The organism is Micromonospora musae (assembly GCF_003626635.1).
Lineage (GTDB): Bacteria > Actinomycetota > Actinomycetes > Mycobacteriales > Micromonosporaceae > Micromonospora > Micromonospora musae.
Genome location: NZ_RAZT01000017.1, coordinates 38,500 through 59,333 on the forward strand (window position 1 = coordinate 38,500; position 20,834 = coordinate 59,333).

17 protein-coding genes and 1 other RNA gene are annotated in these 20,834 nt (G+C 71.4%); 7 read left to right on the forward strand and 11 right to left on the reverse strand.

All coding sequences use genetic code 11. The annotated features are described in order from the left end of the window. Window positions 1-26 precede the first annotated feature (26 nt). Both D7044_RS27480 and mdlC read left to right on the forward strand, forming a co-directional pair. Window positions 27-845 carry an S-methyl-5'-thioadenosine phosphorylase gene (locus D7044_RS27480; RefSeq protein ID WP_120673226.1) on the forward strand — a complete coding sequence of 273 codons (819 nt, stop codon included), beginning with the start codon at window positions 27-29 and terminating at the stop codon, window positions 843-845. Window positions 846-952: 107 nt separating this feature from the next. Beyond that, entirely contained in the window at window positions 953-2,548 is a 1,596-nt protein-coding gene (mdlC, locus tag D7044_RS27485; protein ID WP_199716784.1) for a benzoylformate decarboxylase, read from the forward strand. A 101-nt stretch (window positions 2,549-2,649) separates the two neighbouring features. Here the strand turns inward: mdlC and D7044_RS27490 are convergent, their stop codons facing one another. The 8 genes from D7044_RS27490 to pruA form a co-directional block, all read right to left on the reverse strand. After that, window positions 2,650-3,621 carry a hypothetical protein gene (locus tag D7044_RS27490; RefSeq protein ID WP_120690622.1) on the reverse strand — a complete coding sequence of 324 codons (972 nt, stop codon included), beginning with the start codon at window positions 3,619-3,621 and terminating at the stop codon, window positions 2,650-2,652. Window positions 3,622-3,766: 145 nt separating this feature from the next. Then, window positions 3,767-4,142, reverse strand: a transfer-messenger RNA (tmRNA) gene (gene ssrA / locus D7044_RS27495). 105 nt (window positions 4,143-4,247) lie between these two features. Further along, window positions 4,248-4,727, reverse strand: coding sequence for an SsrA-binding protein SmpB (gene smpB, locus D7044_RS27500; protein WP_120673900.1), 480 nt, complete (start codon window positions 4,725-4,727; stop codon window positions 4,248-4,250). A gap of 150 nt (window positions 4,728-4,877) precedes the next feature. After that, the gene (gene ftsX / locus D7044_RS27505; protein ID WP_120673229.1) at window positions 4,878-5,753 is read right to left on the reverse strand and encodes a permease-like cell division protein FtsX; all 876 of its coding nucleotides are present in this window, start codon (window positions 5,751-5,753) and stop codon (window positions 4,878-4,880) included. Between the two features lie 70 nt (window positions 5,754-5,823). Then, window positions 5,824-6,504 (reverse strand): cell division ATP-binding protein FtsE, encoded by a 681-nt coding sequence (gene ftsE, locus D7044_RS27510; RefSeq protein ID WP_073832794.1) that lies wholly within the window; start codon window positions 6,502-6,504, stop codon window positions 5,824-5,826. 119 nt (window positions 6,505-6,623) lie between these two features. Further along, entirely contained in the window at window positions 6,624-7,745 is a 1,122-nt protein-coding gene (gene prfB, locus D7044_RS27515) for a peptide chain release factor 2 (RefSeq protein WP_120673230.1), read from the reverse strand. A gap of 116 nt (window positions 7,746-7,861) precedes the next feature. Next, window positions 7,862-8,377: a PadR family transcriptional regulator gene (locus D7044_RS27520; RefSeq protein WP_120673901.1), complete on the reverse strand. Its 516-nt coding sequence runs from the start codon at window positions 8,375-8,377 to the stop codon at window positions 7,862-7,864. A 149-nt stretch (window positions 8,378-8,526) separates the two neighbouring features. Continuing rightward, complete coding sequence (gene pruA / locus D7044_RS27525; RefSeq protein ID WP_120690623.1) at window positions 8,527-10,155, reverse strand: L-glutamate gamma-semialdehyde dehydrogenase; 1,629 nt, start codon at window positions 10,153-10,155, stop codon at window positions 8,527-8,529. Between the two features lie 487 nt (window positions 10,156-10,642). Here pruA and D7044_RS27530 point away from each other — a divergent pair, with 487 nt between their 5' ends. Continuing rightward, on the forward strand, window positions 10,643-11,779 hold the full coding sequence (locus D7044_RS27530; RefSeq protein WP_120690662.1) for a hypothetical protein: 1,137 nt from the start codon (window positions 10,643-10,645) through the stop codon (window positions 11,777-11,779). An 80-nt stretch (window positions 11,780-11,859) separates the two neighbouring features. On the opposite strand, the gene D7044_RS27535 is transcribed toward D7044_RS27530, so the two are convergent. Next, window positions 11,860-12,369, reverse strand: a complete 510-nt coding sequence (locus tag D7044_RS27535; RefSeq protein ID WP_120673232.1) for a DUF6912 family protein — start codon at window positions 12,367-12,369, stop codon at window positions 11,860-11,862. 206 nt (window positions 12,370-12,575) lie between these two features. Between D7044_RS27535 and D7044_RS27540 the strand changes: the two genes are divergently transcribed. Together D7044_RS27540 and D7044_RS27545 are read left to right on the forward strand one after the other, a co-directional pair. Continuing rightward, window positions 12,576-12,803: a helix-turn-helix domain-containing protein gene (locus D7044_RS27540; RefSeq protein WP_120673233.1), complete on the forward strand. Its 228-nt coding sequence runs from the start codon at window positions 12,576-12,578 to the stop codon at window positions 12,801-12,803. A gap of 102 nt (window positions 12,804-12,905) precedes the next feature. Further along, window positions 12,906-13,508: an Rv3235 family protein gene (locus tag D7044_RS27545; RefSeq protein WP_120690624.1), complete on the forward strand. Its 603-nt coding sequence runs from the start codon at window positions 12,906-12,908 to the stop codon at window positions 13,506-13,508. Between the two features lie 1,122 nt (window positions 13,509-14,630). Here the strand turns inward: D7044_RS27545 and secA are convergent. Continuing rightward, on the reverse strand, window positions 14,631-17,552 hold the full coding sequence (gene secA / locus D7044_RS27550) for a preprotein translocase subunit SecA (RefSeq protein WP_120690625.1): 2,922 nt from the start codon (window positions 17,550-17,552) through the stop codon (window positions 14,631-14,633). A 169-nt stretch (window positions 17,553-17,721) separates the two neighbouring features. Between secA and D7044_RS27555 the strand changes: the two genes are divergently transcribed. Together D7044_RS27555 and D7044_RS27560 are read left to right on the forward strand one after the other, a co-directional pair. Continuing rightward, complete coding sequence (locus tag D7044_RS27555; protein ID WP_120690626.1) at window positions 17,722-18,876, forward strand: GNAT family N-acetyltransferase; 1,155 nt, start codon at window positions 17,722-17,724, stop codon at window positions 18,874-18,876. Beyond that, on the forward strand, window positions 18,873-19,982 hold the full coding sequence (locus D7044_RS27560) for a GNAT family N-acetyltransferase (RefSeq protein WP_120673237.1): 1,110 nt from the start codon (window positions 18,873-18,875) through the stop codon (window positions 19,980-19,982). The genes D7044_RS27555 and D7044_RS27560 overlap by 4 nt, the downstream gene beginning before the upstream one ends. Window positions 19,983-20,029: 47 nt before the next feature. On the opposite strand, the gene hpf is transcribed toward D7044_RS27560, so the two are convergent. Further along, window positions 20,030-20,671, reverse strand: coding sequence for a ribosome hibernation-promoting factor, HPF/YfiA family (gene hpf / locus D7044_RS27565; protein ID WP_120673238.1), 642 nt, complete (start codon window positions 20,669-20,671; stop codon window positions 20,030-20,032). Between the last annotated feature and the right edge of the window lie 163 nt (window positions 20,672-20,834).

Below are 20,834 nucleotides of genomic sequence, written 5' to 3' on the forward strand. Positions count from 1 at the left end.
ATCGGACGCTGGAGAGGATGCGACAGATGAGCCCTACAGCCGAACTCGCGGTGATCGGCGGCTCCGGCCTCTACGCCCTCCTGGACGCGGCCGCCGAGCACGAGCTGGAGACGCCGTACGGGCCACCGTCGGACACGATCACGATCGCCGAGGTGGGCGGCCGGCGGGTGGCGTTCCTGCCCCGACACGGCCGCGATCACCAGCATCCGCCGCACCTGATCCCGTACCGGGCGAATCTCTGGGCGCTGCGATCGCTCGGGGTGCGCCAGGTGCTCGCGCCGTGCGCCGTGGGCAGCCTGCGCCCGGAGTTCGGCCCCGGCACGTTCGTCGTGCCCGACCAGCTCGTCGACCGCACCAGCGGGCGGGCCCAGACATACTACGACAGGGGCGCGGTGCACGTGCCCTTCGCCGACCCGTACTGCCCGAACGGCCGCCGTACGCTGCTCGCCGCCACCGGAGCCCGCGGGGTGGCGGCGGTGGACGGCGGCACGGTCGTGGTGGTCGAGGGGCCGCGCTTCTCCACCCGCGCCGAATCGCGGTGGTACGCCTCGATGGGCGCGACGGTGGTCAACATGACCGGCCACCCGGAGGCGGTGCTCGCCCGCGAGCTGGCGCTCTGCTACACCTCGATCGCGCTCGTCACCGACCTGGACGCCGGGCTCGTCTCCGGCGAGTCGGTGACCCAGGCCGAGGTGTTCCGGGTCTTCGGCGAGAACACCGACCGGCTGCGGGCGGTGCTGCTCGACGCGCTCGCCGCGCTCCCGACCGAACGGGACTGCGCCTGCGGGCACGCGCTCGACGGGATCGAGCTGCCCTTCGCGCTGCCTGACGGATCACAGCGCTGACGAATTGCCCGAAGTAACCGAGCTGTCCCGATAGATTCGAGAGGTTCGGGGGTAGCCGGCCACTCCGGCGAGCCGCAGCACGCGCCGCGACACGGAGGCAGGTGGCGATGGCAACGGTCCGGGACACGACGTACGACCTGTTGCGCGACCTCGGGATGACGACCGTCTTCGGTAATCCCGGCTCCACCGAGGAGCCGTTCCTGCAGGAGTTCCCCGCCGACTTCCACTACGTCCTCGCGCTGCACGAAGCGTCCGCGGTCGGCATGGCCGACGGGTACGCCCAGGCCACCGGCCGTCCGGCGCACATCAACCTGCACACCGCGCCGGGCACCGGCAACGGCATGGGAAACCTGGTCACCGCCTGGCACAACAAGACGCCGCTGATCGTCACCGCCGGCCAGCAGACCCGGGAGATGCTGCTGCTCGAACCCCGGCTGACGAACCGCCGGGCCGCGGAGCTCACCCAGCCGTACGTGAAGTGGGCCTACGAGCCGGTCCGCGCCCAGGACATCCCGGCCGCGCTGCTGCGGGCGTACGCGACCGCAGTGCAGCCACCCGCCGGGCCGGTCTTCCTCTCGCTGCCGCTCGACGACTGGGCGCAGCCCGCCGACCCGCCCCCACCGCTGCGCTCGGTGGCCACCCGGTACGCACCCGACCCGGAGCAGCTGGGGCACTTCGCCGCCGTGCTCGCCGCGAGTCGCTCCCCCGCGCTGGTCTTCGGCGCGGCCGTGGACCGGGCCGACGGCTGGGCCCTGGCGACCGCGCTGGCCGAACGGCTCGCCGCCCCGGCCTGGTCGGCACCGGCACCCGAGCGGGCCGGTTTCCCGGAGGACCACTCGCACTACCGGGGCGTGCTGCCGTTCGCCATCGGCCCGCTCGCGGAGGCGATCAAGGGTCACGACACCGTGCTGGTGGTCGGCGCCCCGGTCTTCCGCTACTACCCGTACGTCCCGGGGTCCTACCTGCCCGACGGGGCGCGGCTGCTGCACGTCACGGACGACCCGGACGAGGCCGCCCGGGCACCGGTCGGGGACAGCCTGCTGGCCGACTCGGCACTGGCCCTGGCCGCGCTGGTCGACCTGTTGCCGGCGGCCGACCGTCCGCCGCCGCAGCCCCGACCGACGCCGACGCCGCCGGAGGTCACCCGCCCGCTCAGCGCGGACGCGCTCTTCGCGGCGCTGGCCCGGAACTGGCCGCAGGACGGGGTGCTGGTCCAGGAGACACCGTCGAACCTGCCCGCCCTGCGTCGCCATTTGCGGATCACCCGACCGGCGTCGTACTTCACCATGGCCAGCGGTGGGCTGGGGTACGGGCTGCCGGCCGCCGTGGGGGTGGCGCTTGCGGAGCGGGACACCGGACGCGAGCGACCGGTGATCGCGGTGATCGGCGACGGCTCCTTCCACTACTCCGTGCAGGCGCTCTGGACCGCCGCGCGGCTGCGGCTGCCGCTCGTCGTCGTGGTGCCGGTCAACCAGCAGTACGCGATCCTGAAGGCGTTCGCGGAGCTGAAGGAGACGCCGGGGGTTCCCGGCCTGGACCTGCCGGGCCTGGACATCACGGCGGTCGCCGGAGGGTACGGCTGCGCCACGGCGGTGGTGGAGACACCGGAGCAGCTCGCCGACGCGCTCGCCGTCGCGCTGCGACGGGACGGCCCGACAGTGCTCCCGGTGCCGATCACCACCGACCTGCCTCGGATCATCTGACGCCCGCTTCCCTGGGTGGGCCGAGCCGCCGCACCGACCGCCGGCACCGGCTCAGTACGCCAGCGGCCGCCGAAGCGGAGCGGCCCGCTGGCTCGACGAGTTCAGCGCACGCCGAAGTGGAGCGGGGCGCCGGTGAGCACGTCCAGCACGGGCCGCGTGCCCAGCGGGGATTTCAGCGTGACCTCGACCGGATGCAGCACGAGCTGGTCGGTGCAGGCGGTGGCGGTGTTGGTGACGCCGCCGCCCACGACCACCACATCGTCGCGCTCCAGCACCAGCGGGGTGATCTCCGTGTCGCAGGCGCCGACCCCCAACTGGTAGGAGATCCGGGCGTCCACCACCGTCTGCAGGTTCTGCGCGCCGACCACCCCGTCGGGGGCGGCGCGGGGCGGCATCACCGGTTCCGGCAGGGCGGTGACGGCGTGCGCGGCGACCGCCAGCCGGGCCACCGGGCTGTTCAGCTCCTCGACGTCGAAGAGCCAGGCGGGCACCTGCGCCTCGCCCCGACTGGTCCGTACGGGTGCGGTGCCGAGCCGCACGGCAGTGACGGTCAACGGGGTGCAGGCGGCCTCCGGTGCGCTGGTGACCCAGCCGTCCGGTCCGGGTTCGATGGTCGGCCCGCCCTTGGTCCGCGGCGGTGCCTTGGGCCGTCCCGGGCAGGACGGCGGATCGCCCTGGTCCAGCTCCCGGTACGCCTCGGCCGCACTGACCAGTGGGACGGTCAGGGTGCCGTCGGGAAAGCGGATGGCGGTGTCGGCCGGCCGGGCGGCGGGCAGGTTGATCTGTTCCCGGTACCAGCCGCTGCGGAAGGCTGCCTCGGTGTCGCTGGTGAACCCCGGGTCGCCGGTCAACAGGGTCGGCCCCTGCAGTGGCACGTACCCCTTCGTCCAGGCGGGGTCGGGATGCCAGGCCTCGGCGGCCTCGGCCGCCCGCTGTTCGAAACCCTCGCGGCGATGGTCGGGACTGGTTCCGGGCGGGGAGCCGGTCGGGGCGGCCGGACCCGGGGCGTCGGCCGGCGCGCAGCCGGCGAGCATCAGCAGTGGCAGACCCAGCAGGAGGACTGAACGGCGCATGCCGGTTCGACGGTGCGCCGCGGCGTCCGGTTCCGAGCCTGTACGGCGGGTCTTCCGGTTCCGAGCCTCTGCGCCGCGGCTTTCGGTTCCGGGCCGGGACAGAACTGTGCGCCCCGGTCCGGGTGGACGGGGCGCACAGGTCGGGTGGTGGAGGTGCCGGGAATCGAACCCGGGTCCTTCGCCGGTTTGTCAGGGCTTCTCCGAGCGCAGCTCGCTATGCCTCTACTCGACCCCACCGCTCACGCGAGCAAGTTGGTGTGACGGGCCCAGTCGCTGATTGATCTCGCCGCACGGACCCCGCGACCGGGTCCGATTGGCCAGCCTCCTAGCTGATGCCGGCTAACTGGGACGAAGGCGTTCCCAGGCCGACAGACTCACTACTCGCCTCAGGCGGCGAGAGCGAAGTCAGCGCGATTGTTCTTGGCGCTTATAAATTTCCGACGACCGATTCTCGAGACGACGTCGGCTTCCTCGGCTCGCTTCCCCTGTCGCTGCGTACGAAGTCGAAACCAGTCACCCCCTCGAAGGGCCGCCGATGTGGCGGCACCGACAAGCCTAACGCCTGCCGCAACGGGTTTCATCCCGAGCCTCAACCCGGGCGAGTCGACCCGGACATATCGGGCAAATCACTCGTCCATCCCCTTACCGCGCCGGCCGCTGACCCGGGCGATCTCCCGGTCCGCGTCCCGCTTGGCGAGGTCCTGCCGCTTGTCGTACGACTTCTTACCCTTGGCCAGGCCGATCTCCACCTTGGCCCAGCCGTCGGAGAAGTAGACCTGCAACGGCACCAGCGTCAAGCCGGCCTCCCGGGTCTTCCCGATCAGCCGATCGATCTCCAGCCGCTTCAGCAACAGCTTCCGGGTACGCCGGGGCTCGTGGTTCGTCCAGGTGCCCTGGGTGTACTCGGGGATGTGCATCCCGTGCAGGTAGAGCTCGCCGTCACGCTCCTGCGCGAACGCGTCCACCAGCGAGGCCCGCCCCGCCCGCAGCGACTTGACCTCGGTGCCGGTCAACGCCATACCCGCCTCGTACGTGTCGAGGATGGCGTAGTCGTGCCGCGCCTTGCGGTTGGAGGCGACCACCTTACGTCCCTTTTCCCGTGGCATCGGCGCCACCTCCCTTCCGTTCGTGCCGCCGCCCAGGGAGTTCCGGCCGGACGGCGGAGATCATGCTACTGAATCACAAGGGCCCTTCCGCACCGGTTATTCCGGTGCGGAAGGGCCCCCGCGACGATGCCGGGACGACCCGTACGGTAGCTAGACCCGCAGGTAGAAGCGGAGCGTGACCCACGCGGTGGCGGCGCTGACGACGGCGCCGACACCGGCCATCAGCGGGTAGACCAGGAAGATCTCACCCCAGGACACGGGCGAGATCAGGCCCTCCAGAGCCGCCATCGAACTGCTCGCCGCCGTGACCTTCAGGACGGACAGGGCCACCAGGCCGAGGATGGAGCCGAGCAGACCGGCGACCACGGCCTCCAGCACGAACGGCGCCTGGATGAACCAGTTCGAGGCGCCGACCAGCTTCATGACCGCGACCTCACGCCGCTTGCTGTAGGCGGCCACCTGGATCGTGTTGGCGACCAGCAACAGGGCGGCGATCGCCATCACGATCGCGATGGCGAGCGCGCCGTTCTGGAATCCGCTCAGCACGCCGAAGACCTTGTCGAGGAGTTTGCTCTGGTCGACGATCTCGTCGACCCCCTCGCTCTCCTTGTACTGGTCGTAGATGTTCTTGTACTGCTCCGGGTTGTTGAGCTTGAGGCGGAACGACTCGGGCAGCTGATCCGGCTTGACGGCGTTCACCAGGTCCGGAGCGTCGGCGTACATCTGCTGGAAGCGCTCGTACGCCTGCTGCTTGTCGACGTACAACACCTCCTTGACCATCGGGTCGTTCTTCAGCTTGCCGTCCAGGTCAGTACGCTGCTGCTCGGTCACTTCCTGGGTCAGGAAGATCGAGACCTCGACGTTCTCGTAGTAGAGGTCCTTCATGTCGCCGACCTTCTGGTACAGAAGGCCGCTGCCGCCGAGCATGAACAGCGACACCGCCAACGTGATGATCATCGCGATGGTCATGGTCACGTTGCGCCACAGTCCGACAAGTACCTCGGACAGGACGTACTTCATCCGCATCGGGAATTCCTCCGGGTCTCCGGCATGAGGTGTTCGTCGTCAGGTCGTACGGCGAGATGGGAGCGGGGGCTCACCCGTAGACGCCGCGGGCCTGGTCACGCACGATGCGGCCGCTCTCGATCTCGATGACCCGCCGCCGCATCTGGTTCACGATGTTGGAGTCGTGAGTGACCATCACGACGGTCGTGCCGGTGCGGTTGATCCGGTCCAGCAGGCGCATGATCTCGATCGAGGTGTCCGGGTCCAGGTTTCCGGTCGGCTCGTCGGCCAGCAGGATCAGCGGCCGGTTCACGAACGCCCGGGCGACCGCGACCCGCTGCTGCTCACCACCGGAGAGCTCGTGCGGGTAGCGGTGCTCCTTGCCACCGAGCCCGACCAGCTCGAGCACCTCCGGCACGACCCGGCGGGCGACCGCCTTGGTCTTGCCGATGACCTCGAGGGCGAACGCCACGTTCTCGTACGCGGTGCGGTTCGGCAGCAGCCGGAAGTCCTGGAAGACACAGCCGATCGAACGCCGGAAGTGCGGCCGCTTCCACGAACGCATCGACGTGACGTCCTTGCCGTTCACGACGACGCGGCCCTTGTTGGGCGTGACCTCGTGCAGCAGCATCTTGATGATCGTTGACTTGCCGGAGCCGGATGGGCCGATGAAGAAGACGAACTCGCCCTTCTCAATGGAGACGGACACGTTGTCGAGCGAAGGCCGGGACGCCTTCGGGTACGTCTTCGTCACTTGCTCAAGCTGAATCACGGGTGGTGAGTCTACGCGGTGTAACCGGGGAGCCAAGCCCCACGCCCCGCCGATGCGGGGCGCGTCATCGATTTAGACTGTTGTGCCGGAGATCGACGACGCACTGCGCCCACGGGTCGTCACGCACTGTCGCCGGCAAGCTCCCGCTGCTTACGCCACCGGATCCCGGCCTCGATGAACTCGTCCAGGTCGCCGTCGAAGACCGCGCTCGGATTGCCGGTCTCCTGCTCGGTTCGGAGATCCTTCACCATCTGATAAGGGTGCAGGACGTACGAGCGCATCTGGTCGCCCCACGAGCCCGCCGCGTCGGTCTTCAGGCCCTGAAGCTTGGCCTGCTCCTCCTGCCGCTTGCGCTCCAGCAGCCGAGCCTGGAGCACCCGCAGCGCGGACGCCTTGTTCTGCAGCTGGGACTTCTCGTTCTGGCAGGTCACCACGATGCCGGTCGGGATGTGCGTGATGCGCACCGCCGAGTCGGTGGTGTTGACGCTCTGCCCACCCGGGCCGGACGACCGGTAGACGTCGATCCGCATCTCGTTCTCGGGGATGTCGATGTGGTCGGTCTGCTCCACCACCGGCAGCACCTCGACCCCGGCGAAGCTGGTCTGCCGCCGCCCCTGGTTGTCGAAGGGACTGATCCGGACCAGACGGTGGGTGCCCGACTCGACACTGAGCGTGCCGAAGGCGTACGGGACCTTGACCGTGAAGGTCGCGGACTTGAGCCCCGCCTCCTCGGCGTACGAGGTCTCGTAGACCTCCGTCGGGTAGCCGTGCCGCTCCGCCCAGCGCAGGTACATCCGCAGCAGCATCTCGGCGAAGTCCGCGGCGTCCACCCCGCCGGCGCCCGCCCGGATGGCGACCAGCGCCTCCCGGGAGTCGTACTCGCCGGAGAGCAGGGTGCGGACCTCCATCTCCTGGATGGCCTTGGTCAGCCCGACGATCTCGCTCTCCACCTCGCCGAGCACGCTCGGGTCGGACTCCGCCTCCGCCAGCTCCAACAGGACGTGGGCGTCGTCGAGCCGCGAACGGAGGCTGCCCAGCTTGTTGATCTCGCCGTTGACGTACGACAGCTGCGAGGTCACCACCTGCGCCTTGGCCTGGTCGTCCCACAGGTCCGGCGCGGAGGCCTCCTGCTCCAGTCGAGCCTTTTCCCCGCGCAGCTTGTCAAGATCGAGGACGGCCTCGATGTTGCGCAGGGTGGCGTCGAGGTCCTTGAGCTGTTCGGCGAAGTCGGCAGCGGTCACGACAGACAAGCGTACTGCCAGGATCAGGAGTCAGCCTGCGAGCCCCGCGGAGACCGGCAGAAACCTGCCGCCACCGGGCGGTGCGGCCTGCGCCGGGGGCGAGAAACGCCCACGAATCACCCGACCGGGGCGCTCTTCAGCCAGGACAGCGCCGCCCGGTGATAGGCGACCGCGAACTCCAGGGCGCTGGCGTCGTAGTCCTCGCCCTCCTTGCGGGCGCTCTTCACCTGCTCCCGGACCTGCGCCAGGGCCTCCGTGTGGTAATCGTTGGCCTGGGCGTAGAGGTTCTTGAGCTGGCTCGCCGAGTGCAGGTCACCGAAGGCCATCCGCAGCGCGATCGGGTTACGGATGGTGTCCCGGCCGGGATTCTCCGCCAGCCACCGGGAGAATGTCCTCTTGCCGGCCGCCGTGATCGCATACGGCTGGCTCAGCCGCGGCCCGGGCTTGCCCAGCCGCACCAGACCCCGCTCGGCCAGCACGGGCAACTCCCGGTAGACCTGGCTGCGGGTCATCGACCAGTACGGCGCCAGACGGCGCTCAGCGGCGGCCATCAGCTGACCGCCTGTCATCGGCCCCTCGTGCAGCAGGCCGAGAAGGGCCGCCGCCGTGGGGTTGACTCCGGAATCCGCCATGGCCATTACGCTGCCACTTTGCCGACGCGACGTCCAGGATTTGGCGGTTTGCCACCCGAGAAGGACTTCCAATGTGCACTGTCGGCCGACGACAGTCCGTTGAGGCGCGGAAGGCCCCCTGCCCGAGCAGGGGGCCTTCCGGCTTCGACTCAGCCCATGTGCGGGTAGGTGTGGTCGGTCGGCGGCACGAACGTCTCCTTGATCGTCCGCGGCGACACCCAGCGGACCAGGTTCAGCCAGGAGCCCGCCTTGTCGTTGGTGCCGCTCGCCCGCGCGCCACCGAACGGCTGCTGCCCGACCACCGCACCGGTCGGCTTGTCGTTGATGTAGAAGTTGCCGGCCGCGTACCGCATCTTCTCCGCCACCCGGTCGACCACCTCGCGGTCCGTCGCGAAGATCGACCCGGTGAGCGCGTACGGCGCGATCGACTCGGCCTGGGCCACCACGTCGTCGAAGCGGGCGTCGTCGAAGACGTGCACGCCGAGGATCGGACCGAAGTACTCGGTGGTGAAGGTCTCGTGGGCGGCGTCACCGCACTCGAAGAGGGTCGGCCGGACGAAGTACCCGACCGAGTCGTCAGCGGTGCCGCCGGCCAGGACCCGGCAGCTGTCGTCGCCGGCGATCAGCTCCAACGCGGCGGTGTGCCGGGCGAACGCCTTGTCGTCGATCACCGCGCCACCGAAGTTGCCGAAGTCCGTGACATCGCCGTACGTCAGCCCGTCGGCGGTCGCGGCCAGCCGGTCCCGCAGGCCACCCTCCCAGATCGAGCGGGGGATGTACGCCCGGGACGCCGCCGAGCACTTCTGGCCCTGGTACTCGTAGGCGCCACGGATCAGCGCGGTGTGCAGCGCGTCGACGTCGGCGCTGGTGTGCGCGACGACGAAGTCCTTGCCACCGGTCTCGCCGACCAGCCGCGGGTAGCCCCGGTAGCGGGAGATGTTGTCGCCGACGGTCCGCCACAGCTGCTGGAAGACCTTCGTGGAGCCCGTGAAGTGGATACCCGCCAGATCCGGGTCGGCGAGCACCACGTCCGAGACCTCCTCGCCGCGGCCGGTGACCATGTTGATCACACCGGCCGGGAGGCCCGCCGCCTCGAAGAGACGCATGGTGAAGTGCGCGGCGAACTGCTGGGTCGGGCCCGGCTTCCACACCACCGTGTTGCCCAGCAGCGCCGGCGCGGACGGCAGGTTGCCGGCGATGGCGGTGAAGTTGAACGGGGTCACCGCGTAGACGAAGCCCTCCAGCGGGCGGTGGTCGAAGCGGTTCCACACGCCCGCCGAGGAGAGCGGCTGCTCGGCGAGGAGCCGCCGGGCGAAGTGGACGTTGAACCGGAGGAAGTCGATGAACTCGCAGGCCGCGTCGATCTCGGCCTGCACGGCGGTCTTCGACTGCCCGAGCATGGTGGCCGCGTTCAACGTGTCCCGCCACGGGCCGGCGAGCAGCTCCGCCGCGCGCAGGAAGATCGCAGCCCGCTCCTCGAACGGCAGCGCCCGCCACATCGGGGCGGCGTCCTTGGCGGCCCTGACCGCCGCGCGGGCGTCGTCGTGGGTGGCGTGCGCGGTGACGCCCAGCACATGCGCGTGCTTGTGCGGCTGGACCACGTTGATCGACTCGCCGCCGGCCATCCGCTGCTCGCCCGCGATGGTCATCGGCAGGTCGATGCGCTCGGCGGCCAGATCGGTCAGCCGCCGCTGGAGCCGCTCCCGGTCGGCACTACCCGGCTCGTAGGTGCGTACCGGCTCGTTGTGCGGCTCGGGTACGGAGAACACGGCGTCCATGAAGGCTCCTGGCGATCTCGACAGCGGTGGCGGAACCGGACCCGCGGGCACCGACCGGACGGTCGGACGCTGCACGCCGCACCGGGTTGACCGGCCACGACGACGGGACCTGCGGCGATTCTGTCACGGGCAGGTGACCGCCCTGCCTCCCCGTCGCCCAGCTGCGGCGAGCGCCACGCGACCGGCCACCCGGGCACCGGGCGGGAGCGCTCGGCCTCGCCGATCACGGCCGGGCGGACACCGCGTGACCGGCCACCCGCGCTTTACCGGGACGGGCACCGTGTGGCCAGTCACCCGCGCGCGCCGGACGGGCACCGCGTGGCCAGTCACCCGCGCGGACCGGGCGGGCACCCCGTGGCCGGGTCAGCGGGTGGAGGACCGGGCCCCGCGGCACCGGCCACCCGCGCGGGTGACGCGTGCACGGCGCGGGCACCGGAGGCGGCTACCCTGGATGGCCGGTGACCTGCCGACCCGCGAAGGGAAGACGATGACCAAGCAGCCCGGCGGCCCCAACGCCGCGGAGCCGGACCAGCCCCCGGTCGCCGACACGGCGGAGACCAGGGCCGGCGAGGCCGCATCCGCGCCGGTCATCGAGTCGGCGACCGACGACGGGCAGCCGGCCCGGAGCGCCGACGCGGCAGTGGAGGACGAGCCGACCGACGCCGCGGAGGAGTTCGAGCCGAGCACCCGTCCGGTACCCGCGCCCGCCGCCACGGTGATCGCGCTGCTCTCCCTCGCCTGGCTGGCCGCGATGCTCTGGTCCACCCGGGAGGCCATCCACTCGGCGGAGGCCGGGGTCACCGTGATCAGCCTCTCGGCCTTCGCGCTGCCCGGAGTGATCTCGGCGGCGCTGGTCACCGGTGCCGCCGTCGCCCTCGCCGCCGGCAACCTGCTGGCCCGCCGGTACGGCGACGGCGTCACCCTGCGCTTCGCGGGCGCGATCGGCGCCGGCATGCTGGTCGGGCTCCTCGCCGCGCTGGCGATCAACCTGACCTACGCCGACAACGCCACCACCAACGTCATCGCCGGCACGACCGCCGCTGCGGCGATCATCGGCGGGGCGGTGGCCGGCGCCCGCAGCGCCCCGGTCGTCGGGGCGATCTCCGCCTCGGCGCTCGGCGTACTGATCTTCGTGGTGGCGTTCAGCCGGGTGCGCGACCCGCTCTTCGACCTCTACGGCGCCGGCGACACCCAGGAGTCGCTGGTGAACGCCGCCAAGTGGGTGTCGCGCACCGAGTCGGTGCTCGCCGGGGTGGTGGCCGGGTTGCTCGCCTTCGCGTACCTGACCTGGTCGAAGCGCCGGACGATCCGGCAGGACCCGACCGCGACACTGCCCCGCTGGCCCGCGTACCTCCTGGCCGGTGCCGGTCCCGGGCTGTTCCTGCTGCTGGCCGAGGTGATCATCCGAGTCGGCGGGCGCTCGCTCCTCGACCTGGCCGGCGCGCTCAGCGAGGCGGACTCCGTCGCCCAGACCATGCTCGGCAGCTCGCGCGTGGACAACGGCATCTGGGTGCTCTTCCTGGGGGCGCTGATCGCGCTCATCGCCTTCGGACGCACCCTCGGCTCGCCCGAGACCGAGGACGACCCGGCCGACGACTCCGTGGCAGCCGGCGCCACGCGCTGACCGAAGCGGACCACCGGGCCGCCAGGCCGCCCGGGTCTCCGGGCCGCAGGTCCCTCGGGTGGAGGGTGCCCGCCGGGCGGTCAGGAAGCCGTACGCAGGAGCACGTCGAGCTCGCTGGCGTCGTACCACTCCAACTCGTGGTCCTCGGCGCCGTCGACGGTGAACTGTGCGTCCGGGTCCCCGGCGAGCGCCTCGGCCACCACCTCGGCCGCGGCGGCGACGTCTTCCACCGCCTCCGCGCCGTCCACGTGGATGGCCGCGACGGCGCTCACCGGCACCGGACCGGTCAGCGCGATCGTGCTGGAGCCGAGGTCCCCGTCGGCGCGCCCCACCGCGGCGGCCGGCAGGTCGGCGGAGACCACCACCCGGCGGCGCGGCGCCTTGGAGTCGGCCCGGAGCAGTTGCAGGGCGTCCTGGGCGGCACGCGTGAAGGCGACGTACTCCAACTCCTCCTCGTCGCCCTCGGCGTACCACTCCCGCAGGGCGGGGGTGACCGCGTGGGCCTCGGCCGCGGCCAGCCCGTGTTCGCGCAGGCGGCCCAGCATCGGTACGGTCGCCGGGACGTACACCCGGACAAGCTGGTCGGTCACCGGTCGTCTCCCCGCTCAGGTCCTCCGCCGGCGTCGGCCGGCCCGGGCGCAGATCATGCCGTACGCCGTGACCGTCATACACCTCGCGCCCGGCCGGTGGAAGTTTCGCCACCGGTGTGTCAGGTGATCCGAGGCGGCGCTGAGGCTGGGGTGCGGAGCCGAACGATGGCAAACTGAGGCAACCGAAGTCAACCGAGGGAGTTTCCGTGGAGCCGAGGTTCCTGCTCCTCTCCGACGTGGCCGCCGAGCTGAACGTGTCGGATTCGCAGGTCTACCACATGGTGCGCAGCGGCGAACTGCCCGCGATCAAGATCGGCGGCCGTGGTCAGTGGCGCGTCGAGCGCACCCGGCTTGAGGAGTACATCCAGCGGAAGTACGAGGAGACCGCCGACTGGGTACGCAGCAACCCCCTCACCGAGCGCGACGCCGAGTAACCGACCCGGAGCCGGCTGCCATTGACCGATGACTCTACGTTGCCCGACAATGTGAACCAGTCGAAGGCAAACGAAAGCAAACGTAGGGTTTGGGAGCAGCCGATGAACCGCCGTCCCGGGCCGTCCCGGCCCCCGATCCGCCTCCGCCCCGCACCACCCCTCGACCCGCCGTACGCCGACGACGGCACCGGCTGGTCGCCACCCACCCACGGCCAACTCGCCCTCGACCTGTTCGCGGCGCTTCGGCCCACCCCCGGCCCCTCCCCGGCCCGCCGGGCGGGCCTCCGGCCGGTACCCACCGGCCCCGGGCGGGGCCCTGCCGCGGCACTCCCGCCCGACGCCCTGGTCACCGCCACCGCGGAGGCGACCCGGGCGGCGCACCGGTTCGTCGGCACCTGCGTGGAGGTGCTCAACGGCTACCGCCCACCGGCGCAGCTACGGCCACTCTTCGACCCCACCCGGGCGCACGACCTGCTGCCCGAGCTGTCGCGGGCGACCAGCCGCATCGGGCCGCCCCGCCGCCGCTCGACCCGGTCCGCCCGACCCACCGTCCGGGTGCGGCGGGTCCGGGCCGGCGAGCCCCGGGCCGGGGCGGTCGAGGTGGCCGCCGTACTCACCGGCGCCACCGGGCGCAGTTGGGCCCTGGCCCTGCGCCTGGAGCACCGCCGGGGCCGTTGGCTCTGCACGGCCCTGCACGTCCTGTAACCCCGTCTGTCCGGCCGCCGGCCGGCGGGCGATCCCCGCTACCTCCCGGTCGGTTCACCCCCGCCGGCCGGCGGGCGATCCCTGCTACCTCCCGGTCGGTTCGCCCCCGCCGGACGGCCGGCGACCCCATCTCGGACGGGGATCCACTCCGCCCGCGACGGGGCCCCCGTCCCGTCCCGAACGTCCCCGACGTGATCCACTCCGTCCCAGGGCTCATCCACCCTGACCGAACCGCGACCCCACCCGATCCAGCCGTGATCCACTCGGGTTCCTTGAAGTCGGGGTATCCCGGACCCCGGAAGGCACGACTTCCTTGAAGGCGAGTTGATCACCGGAAGCCGACAAGCGAAGGATGCCCGAAAAGGCTCAGACCGGGCAAATCACCTGATCGGACTGGATAGTAGCCACACCGAGCTCAGCGCGGCCGCACCGCACCGCACCGCACCGCACCGCACCGAGATCGGGCCGGACCGCACCCAGATAAGCCACACCGAAAGAGGCCGAGCCGCACCGAGCCGAGACCAAGCCGAGCCACGTCGACCAGGCCGACCGACCGGGGTCGGCTGGCCTGAACCGGGCCGAGCCGGACAGGACCGGAGCGGACCGGACCGACGGACGGAGCAGACCGGACGGACGGAGCAGACCGGACGGACGGACGGAGCGGACGGACGGACGGAGCGGACCGGACGGACGGACAGAGCGGACGGACGGAGCGGACCGGAAAGGCCCAGACTGGGAAAGGCCCGGACCGGCAAGGCCCGGACTGGGAAAGGCCCGGACCGGAAAGGCCCGGACTGGGAAAGGCCCGGACCGGCAAGGCCCGGACCGGGAAAGGCCCGGACCGGCAAGGCCCGGACCGGGAAAGGCCCGGACCGGGAAAGGCCCGGACCGGCAAGGCCCGGACCGGGAAAGGCCCGGACCGGGAAAGGCCCGGACCGGCAAGGCCCGGACCGGGAAAGGCCCGGACCGGCAAGGCCCGGACCGGGAAAGGCCCGGACCGGCAAGGCCCGGACCGGCAAGGCCCGGGCCGGAAAGGTCCGGACCGAGAAAGGCCCGGCCGGAAAGGCGGAACGCCCCGGGGCGTTACTGCCCCGAGGCGTTCCGGATGAAGCGTCGTACCTGTCAGGCCCCGCCGCCGGGGGCACCGTGGCACCGCTTGTACTTGCGACCCGAGCCGCACGGGCAGGGCGCGTTGCGGGACGGACCGTTGCCGGCATCGACCTGCCCGGGTGCGGGTCGGCGGGCGGCGCTGCCCGCGACGGCCGGCCCGTTCATCCCGCTGGCGGGGCGCTGCGGCGCGGTCGGGGCGGTCGTTCCCGGGGCGGCCGGGGCGGCCTTCGCCGGGCGTCCGACGCCGAGGGCCGGAGCCTGCTGCTCGGCCTGCTCGACGGCGATCCCACCGGCGCCCGCCTCACCGTCGATGGTGGGCGAGGAGTACTGCAGGCCCTGCTGCTGCGGGGTCCGGTTGAGGCCCTTGGCCCGCAGCTCGACCGGCTTGTCCAGCAGCTGGACCTCTTCGGCCTCCGGCTCCGGCTCGGAGACCTGGACCTCCAGGTTGTAGAGGAAGCCGACGGTCTCCTCCTTGATGCCGTCCATCATGTTGGCGAACATGTCGAAGCCCTCGCGCTGGTACTCCACGACCGGGTCGCGCTGGGCGTACGCACGGAGGCTGATGCCCTCCTGGAGGTAGTCCATCTCGTAGAGGTGCTCGCGCCACTTGCGGTCGATCACCTGGAGCAGGACCATCCGCTCGAGCTGCCGTACGGCTTCCTCTCCGAGCTGCTCCTCACGCCGGTCGTACGCGGCGTTCGCGTCGTCCTTGAGGCGGGCGACGAGGAAGTCCTCGTCCATGCCGGCGCGGGAACCGCCGGCCTCCTCCTCGAGGTCCTCGATGCTCACACCCACCGGGTAGAGCTGCTTGAGGCTGGTCCAGAGCTGCTCGAGGTCCCACTCCTCGGCATAGCCGTCGGAGGTGGCGCCCTGCACGTACGCCCCGACCACGTCGTCGATCATGTTGCGGACCTGCTCGGAGAGGTCCTCGCCGTTGAGCACCCGCAGGCGCTCGGCGTAGATCACCTGACGCTGCTTGTTGAGCACCTCGTCGTACTTCAGGACGTTCTTGCGGATCTCCGCGTTCTGGCCCTCGATCTGGGCCTGCGCGGTCTTGATCTGGCGGGTGACCATCTTCGACTCGATGGGCACGTCCTCCGGGATGTTGAAGCGGTCCATCACCGCCTCGACCGCGCCGGCCCGGAAGCGCCGCATCAGCTCGTCCTGGAGGGAGAGGTAGAAGCGGGACTCGCCCGGGTCACCCTGGCGGCCGGCACGACCGCGCAGCTGGTTGTCGATCCGGCGGGACTCGTGCCGCTCGGTGCCCAGGACGTAGAGACCACCGGCTGCGGCGACCTCCTCCGCCTCGACGTCGCAGGCCTGCTTCCAGTTGGGCAGGACCTCCTCCATCGCCTTGGCGTACTCCTCCTCCTGCTCCACCGGGTCCAGGCCGCGCTGGCGCAGCTCGCTGGCGGCGAGGAACTCGGCGTTACCGCCGAGCAGGATGTCGGTGCCCCGGCCGGCCATGTTGGTGGCGACGGTGACCGCGCCCTTACGCCCGGCCTGGGCGACGATCTCCGCCTCCCGGGCGTGGAACTTGGCGTTCAACACCTCGTGCGGAATGCCCCGGCGGCGCAGCAACTGGGAGAGGATCTCGGAATTCTCCACCGAGACGGTGCCGACGAGCACCGGCTGGCCCAGCTCGTGCCGCTCGGCGATGTCCTCCACCACGGCGTTGAACTTGGCCTTCTCGGTCTTGTAGATCACGTCCGGCCGGTCCTGCCGGACCATCGGGCGGTGGGTCGGGATGGTCACCACGCCGACCTTGTAGACCTTGTTGAACTCGCTCGCCTCGGTCTGGGCGGTACCGGTCATGCCGGACAGCTTCTCGTAGAGGCGGAAGTAGTTCTGGAGGGTGATGGTGGCCAGGGTCTGGTTCTCCTGCTTGATCTCCACCCCCTCCTTGGCCTCGATCGCCTGGTGCATGCCCTCGTTGTAGCGGCGGCCGTGCAGGATGCGACCGGTGAACTCGTCGACGATCAGGACCTCGCCCTCGTTGACGATGTAGTCCTTGTCGCGCTTGTAGAGCTCCTTGGCCTTGATCGCGTTGTTCAGGTAGCCGACCAGCGGGGTGTTCACCGACTCGTAGAGGTTGTCGATGCCCAGCCGATCCTCGATCTTGGCCACGCCCCGCTCGGTGACCGCGACGGTCCGCTTGGCGTAGTCGACCTCGTAGTCGCCCTCGCCGTCGGTGCCGGGCTGGAGGCGGGCGACGACCCCGGCGAACTCGCCGTACCAGCGGGCGGAGTGCTCGGCCGGGCCGGAGATGATCAGCGGCGTCCGGGCCTCGTCGATGAGGATCGAGTCGACCTCGTCGACCACCGCGAAGTTGTGCCCGCGCTGGACCAGTTCGTCCTTCGACCAGGCCATGTTGTCGCGCAGGTAGTCGAAGCCGAACTCGTTGTTGGTGCCGTAGGTGATGTCGCACTCGTAGGCGGTGCGGTGCTCGGTGGCCGGCCGGTTGGGCAGCACCACGCCGACGGTGAGGCCGAGGAACTCGTGGACCCGGCCCATCCAGGCGGCGTCGCGCTGGGCAAGGTAGTCGTTGACCGTGACCACGTGCACGCCCTTGCCGGAGAGCGCGTTGAGGTAGACCGCCATGACCGAGGTCAGCGTCTTGCCCTCACCGGTCTTCATCTCGGCGATGTTGCCGAAGTGCAGCGCCGCGCCACCCATCACCTGCACGTCGTAGGGCCGCTGCCCGAGCACTCGGGCCGCCGCCTCCCGCGCCACGGCGAACGCCTCCGGCAGCAGGTCGTCGAGGGTCTCGCCGTCGGCGAGCCGCTCACGGAACTGTTCGGTCATGCCGCTCAGTTCGTCGTCGGTGAGGTTGACGTAGTCGTCCTCGATCGAGTTGACGGCGGCGGCGATGGCCTTGAGGCGGCGCACCATGCGGCCTTCGCCCGCGTTAAGGACCTTTTCCAGAATCGACACGGATCAACGCTCCCCTAGACAGTCTCGAACCATCGTAGGCGCTACACCGGGCCGATGGTCACTGGTGGCGGCGGCCCGATCCCACGGAAACCGACATACCGCGCGACGGACGCGGGATGCCGTGGATATCCGGTTACGCCGTGGGCGAACGATCCGGCACCATGCTCGGGTGGAGCCCACGGAGATCATCGAAGACGGCCTGCTGCTACGCCCCTGGCGGGCCGACGACGCGGAGGCCGTCTACCGCGCCTGCCAGGACCCGGACATCCAGCGCTGGACCACCGTTCCCCGCCCGTACCGGCCCGAACACGCTCACGGGTTCGTCACCGACTTCACCGCGAGCGTCTGGCGGGACGGCACCGGCGCCCCGTTCGCGGTCTGCGACGCCGCCACCGGGGAACTGCTCGGCTCCTGCGGGCTGGTCGCGCTCGACACCCGCCTCGGCTCCGGCGAGGTCGGTTACTGGACGGCCCCCTGGGCACGCGGCCGTGGGGTGACCACCCGGGCCACCCGGGCCCTCGCCCGCTGGGCGTTCGACGTGCTCAAGCTGCGCCGGCTGAGCTGGCAGGCGGAGGTCGGCAACCACGCGTCCCGGCTGGTCGCGCTCCGGGCCGGGTTCCGGGTCGAGGGACGGCTCCGGCTCGCCGATCCGGTCCCCGGCGGCCGGGCGGAGGGCTGGATCGGCTCGCTCCTGCCCGGCGAGGTACCCGCCCCCGGTGAACCCGGCCCCGCCGCCCCCGGCACCCTGGAGGCCCGCCGGGCCGCCGTCTTCGGTCGGCAGCAGCCCGTCCTCTTCGCCACCGCCGGCGGCGCCGAGCTGCGGCTGCGCAGGATGGAGGAGCGCGACCTCGACCCGATCGTGCAGACCTGCCGCGACCCGGAGACCATCCGCTGGACCACCGTGCCGGATCCGTACGAGCGCTCGGACGCCGAGTCCTACCTCGGCTTCGTGTGGGACACCTGGGCCGCCGGCACCAGCGCCAACTACGTCTTCACCGGCCCCGACGACCGGTACGCGGGCTCGATAGACCTGCGGCTCTCCCCCAGCGACCCGCTGCTGGCCGAGGTCGGATTCATGGCCCTCCCGGAAGCTCGGGGTCGCGGCTTCATGCCGGCCGCGCTGGCCGCGCTCTGCACCTGGGGCTTCACCACGCTCGGGCTGGCCCGAGTCGAGTGGCGGGCCCACGTGGGCAACACCTCCTCCCGTCGGGCCGCCGAGAAGGCCGGCTTCACCGTCGAGGGCACCGCCCGCGGTGGGCTCGCCCACCGGGGCGAACGGGTGGACGCCTGGGTGGCCGCCCTGCTCCCCGCCGACCTGACATGAGGCCGCTCGCGGTCGAGGCGTACGGGGTGCGGCTGCGCCCCTTCCGGCTCGACGACACCGCTGATGTGGTGGCCGGCTGCGCCGACCCGCTGACCTCGCGCTACATCTCCGGCCTGCCCACCCCGTACACCGAGGCGGACGCGCGGTCCTGGATCGGCGTGGGCGCCCCGGGGGTCTGGGCCGGTGGCGGGGCCGCCTACGCGGTCGCCGACCCCGCCACGGATCGGCTGCTCGGCGCGGTGGGCCTCAGCAATCCGGTGCCCTACCGCGGCCAGGCCGAGATCGGTTACTGGGTGACGCCGGACGCGCGGGGACGGGGCGTCGCCGGCGCCGCGACCCGGGCCCTGACCGAGCACGCCTTCGCCACCGGCACCGCCCGGCTGGAGCTGCTCACTCACGCCGAGAACGCGGTCAGCCAACGGGTCGCGGTGGGCGCCGGCTTCCACTTCGAGGGCGTACGCCTCGCCGCCAACCCGTCCCGTGGCGGCGGACGGCACGACCTGCTGGCCTGGGTGCGCCTCGCCGACGACCCGCCCGGGCCGGCGCCGCGGCAGCTGCCAGACCTGCCGCAGGGTGTGCTGGCCGACGGTGTGGTGACCCTGCGGCCGCTCGGCCCGGACGACGTCGACGTGATGCACCGGCTGCACACCCGCCCGGAGGTGGTGGCGAACCAGGCCCCGCCGGTACCGCCGGACCGGGCGGCGATCGAGCGGCGCTGCCGGCTGTCGGCGAGCCAGTGGCTCACCGGCGAACTGGCCCGGCTGCTGATCCTGGACGCGGCGACCGGCGAACCGGCCGGCAGCTGCGGGCTCTCCGTGAGCGACCCGCAGGCCGGGGAGGGCACCGTCGGGTACGCCCTGCTGCCGCAGTGGCGCGGGCGGGGGTACGCCACCAGGGCGGTCCGGCTGCTCGCCGGCTGGGCCTTCGGGCCGGCCGGTCTCACCCGGCTCGCCGCCGGCACGGTGCCCGAGAACGTCGCGTCGCACCGGGTGCTGGAGAAGGTCGGCTTCCGCCGCGAGGGTCTCCTCCGTGGCCGGCTGCCCGGCCTGGCCGGTACCCGGATCGACGACCTGGTCTTCGGCCTGACGCCGGACGAGCTGCGCTGACGGACCAGGAGGCCGTGCCGACGACGGCCCCCTGATCGGCGTATCGCTCAGACGGCCAGCGAGATGATGCCGTAGTCGTACGCGCGGCGGCGGTAGACCACGCTGGGCCGGCCGGACTCCTTGTCCAGGAACAGGTAGAAGTCGTGGCCCACGAGTTCCATCTGGAACAGGGCGTCGTCGACGGTCATCGGCTCGGCCGCGTGCACCTTCTCCCGGGCGATGTGCCAGGGCTGGTCGTCGTACTCCTCCTCGGCCTCGACCCGCTCCGCGACCGCGGTGGCGGCGCGGCCGTTGTCGCTGAGCGCGCCGAGCGGGTCCGCCGCCAGGTCGGTGACGGGCAGGTCGGCGGTGGCCGCCGCGACGGAGAGGGGCGCGTGCCGGCCGCGGTGCACGCGGCGCCGGTCGGCCGCCCGGCGCAGCCGGGTGTCGAGCTTGGCGATCGCCGCGTCGAGCGCGGAGTAGAAGTCGTTCGTGCAGGCCTCGGCGCGGATCACCGGACCACGCGAGATGCAGGTGATCTCCACCCGCTGGCAATGGTCGGACTGGCGTGGATTGCGTTCGTGGAACAGCTCCACGTCGACCCTGATGAGCTTGTGATCGTAGCGTTCGATCTTGGCAAGTTTCTCGGCTACGTGCACCCGGTAATGGTCCGGCACCTCAACGTTTCGGCCCTTGACCACGATGTCCACGTGACCTCCCTGGCTCGGACGAGTTTCGATCGGTATCCCGGTCGATCGCCCCTAGGGATGAGGCCCGCTCGGCGTCGACCGGTCAGTACGGCTACGCCTCCTTCCACCGCCGGGAGCGGTTGGGATGACCTCCTACCCCCGACACGTTGACGCTAACTCCTGT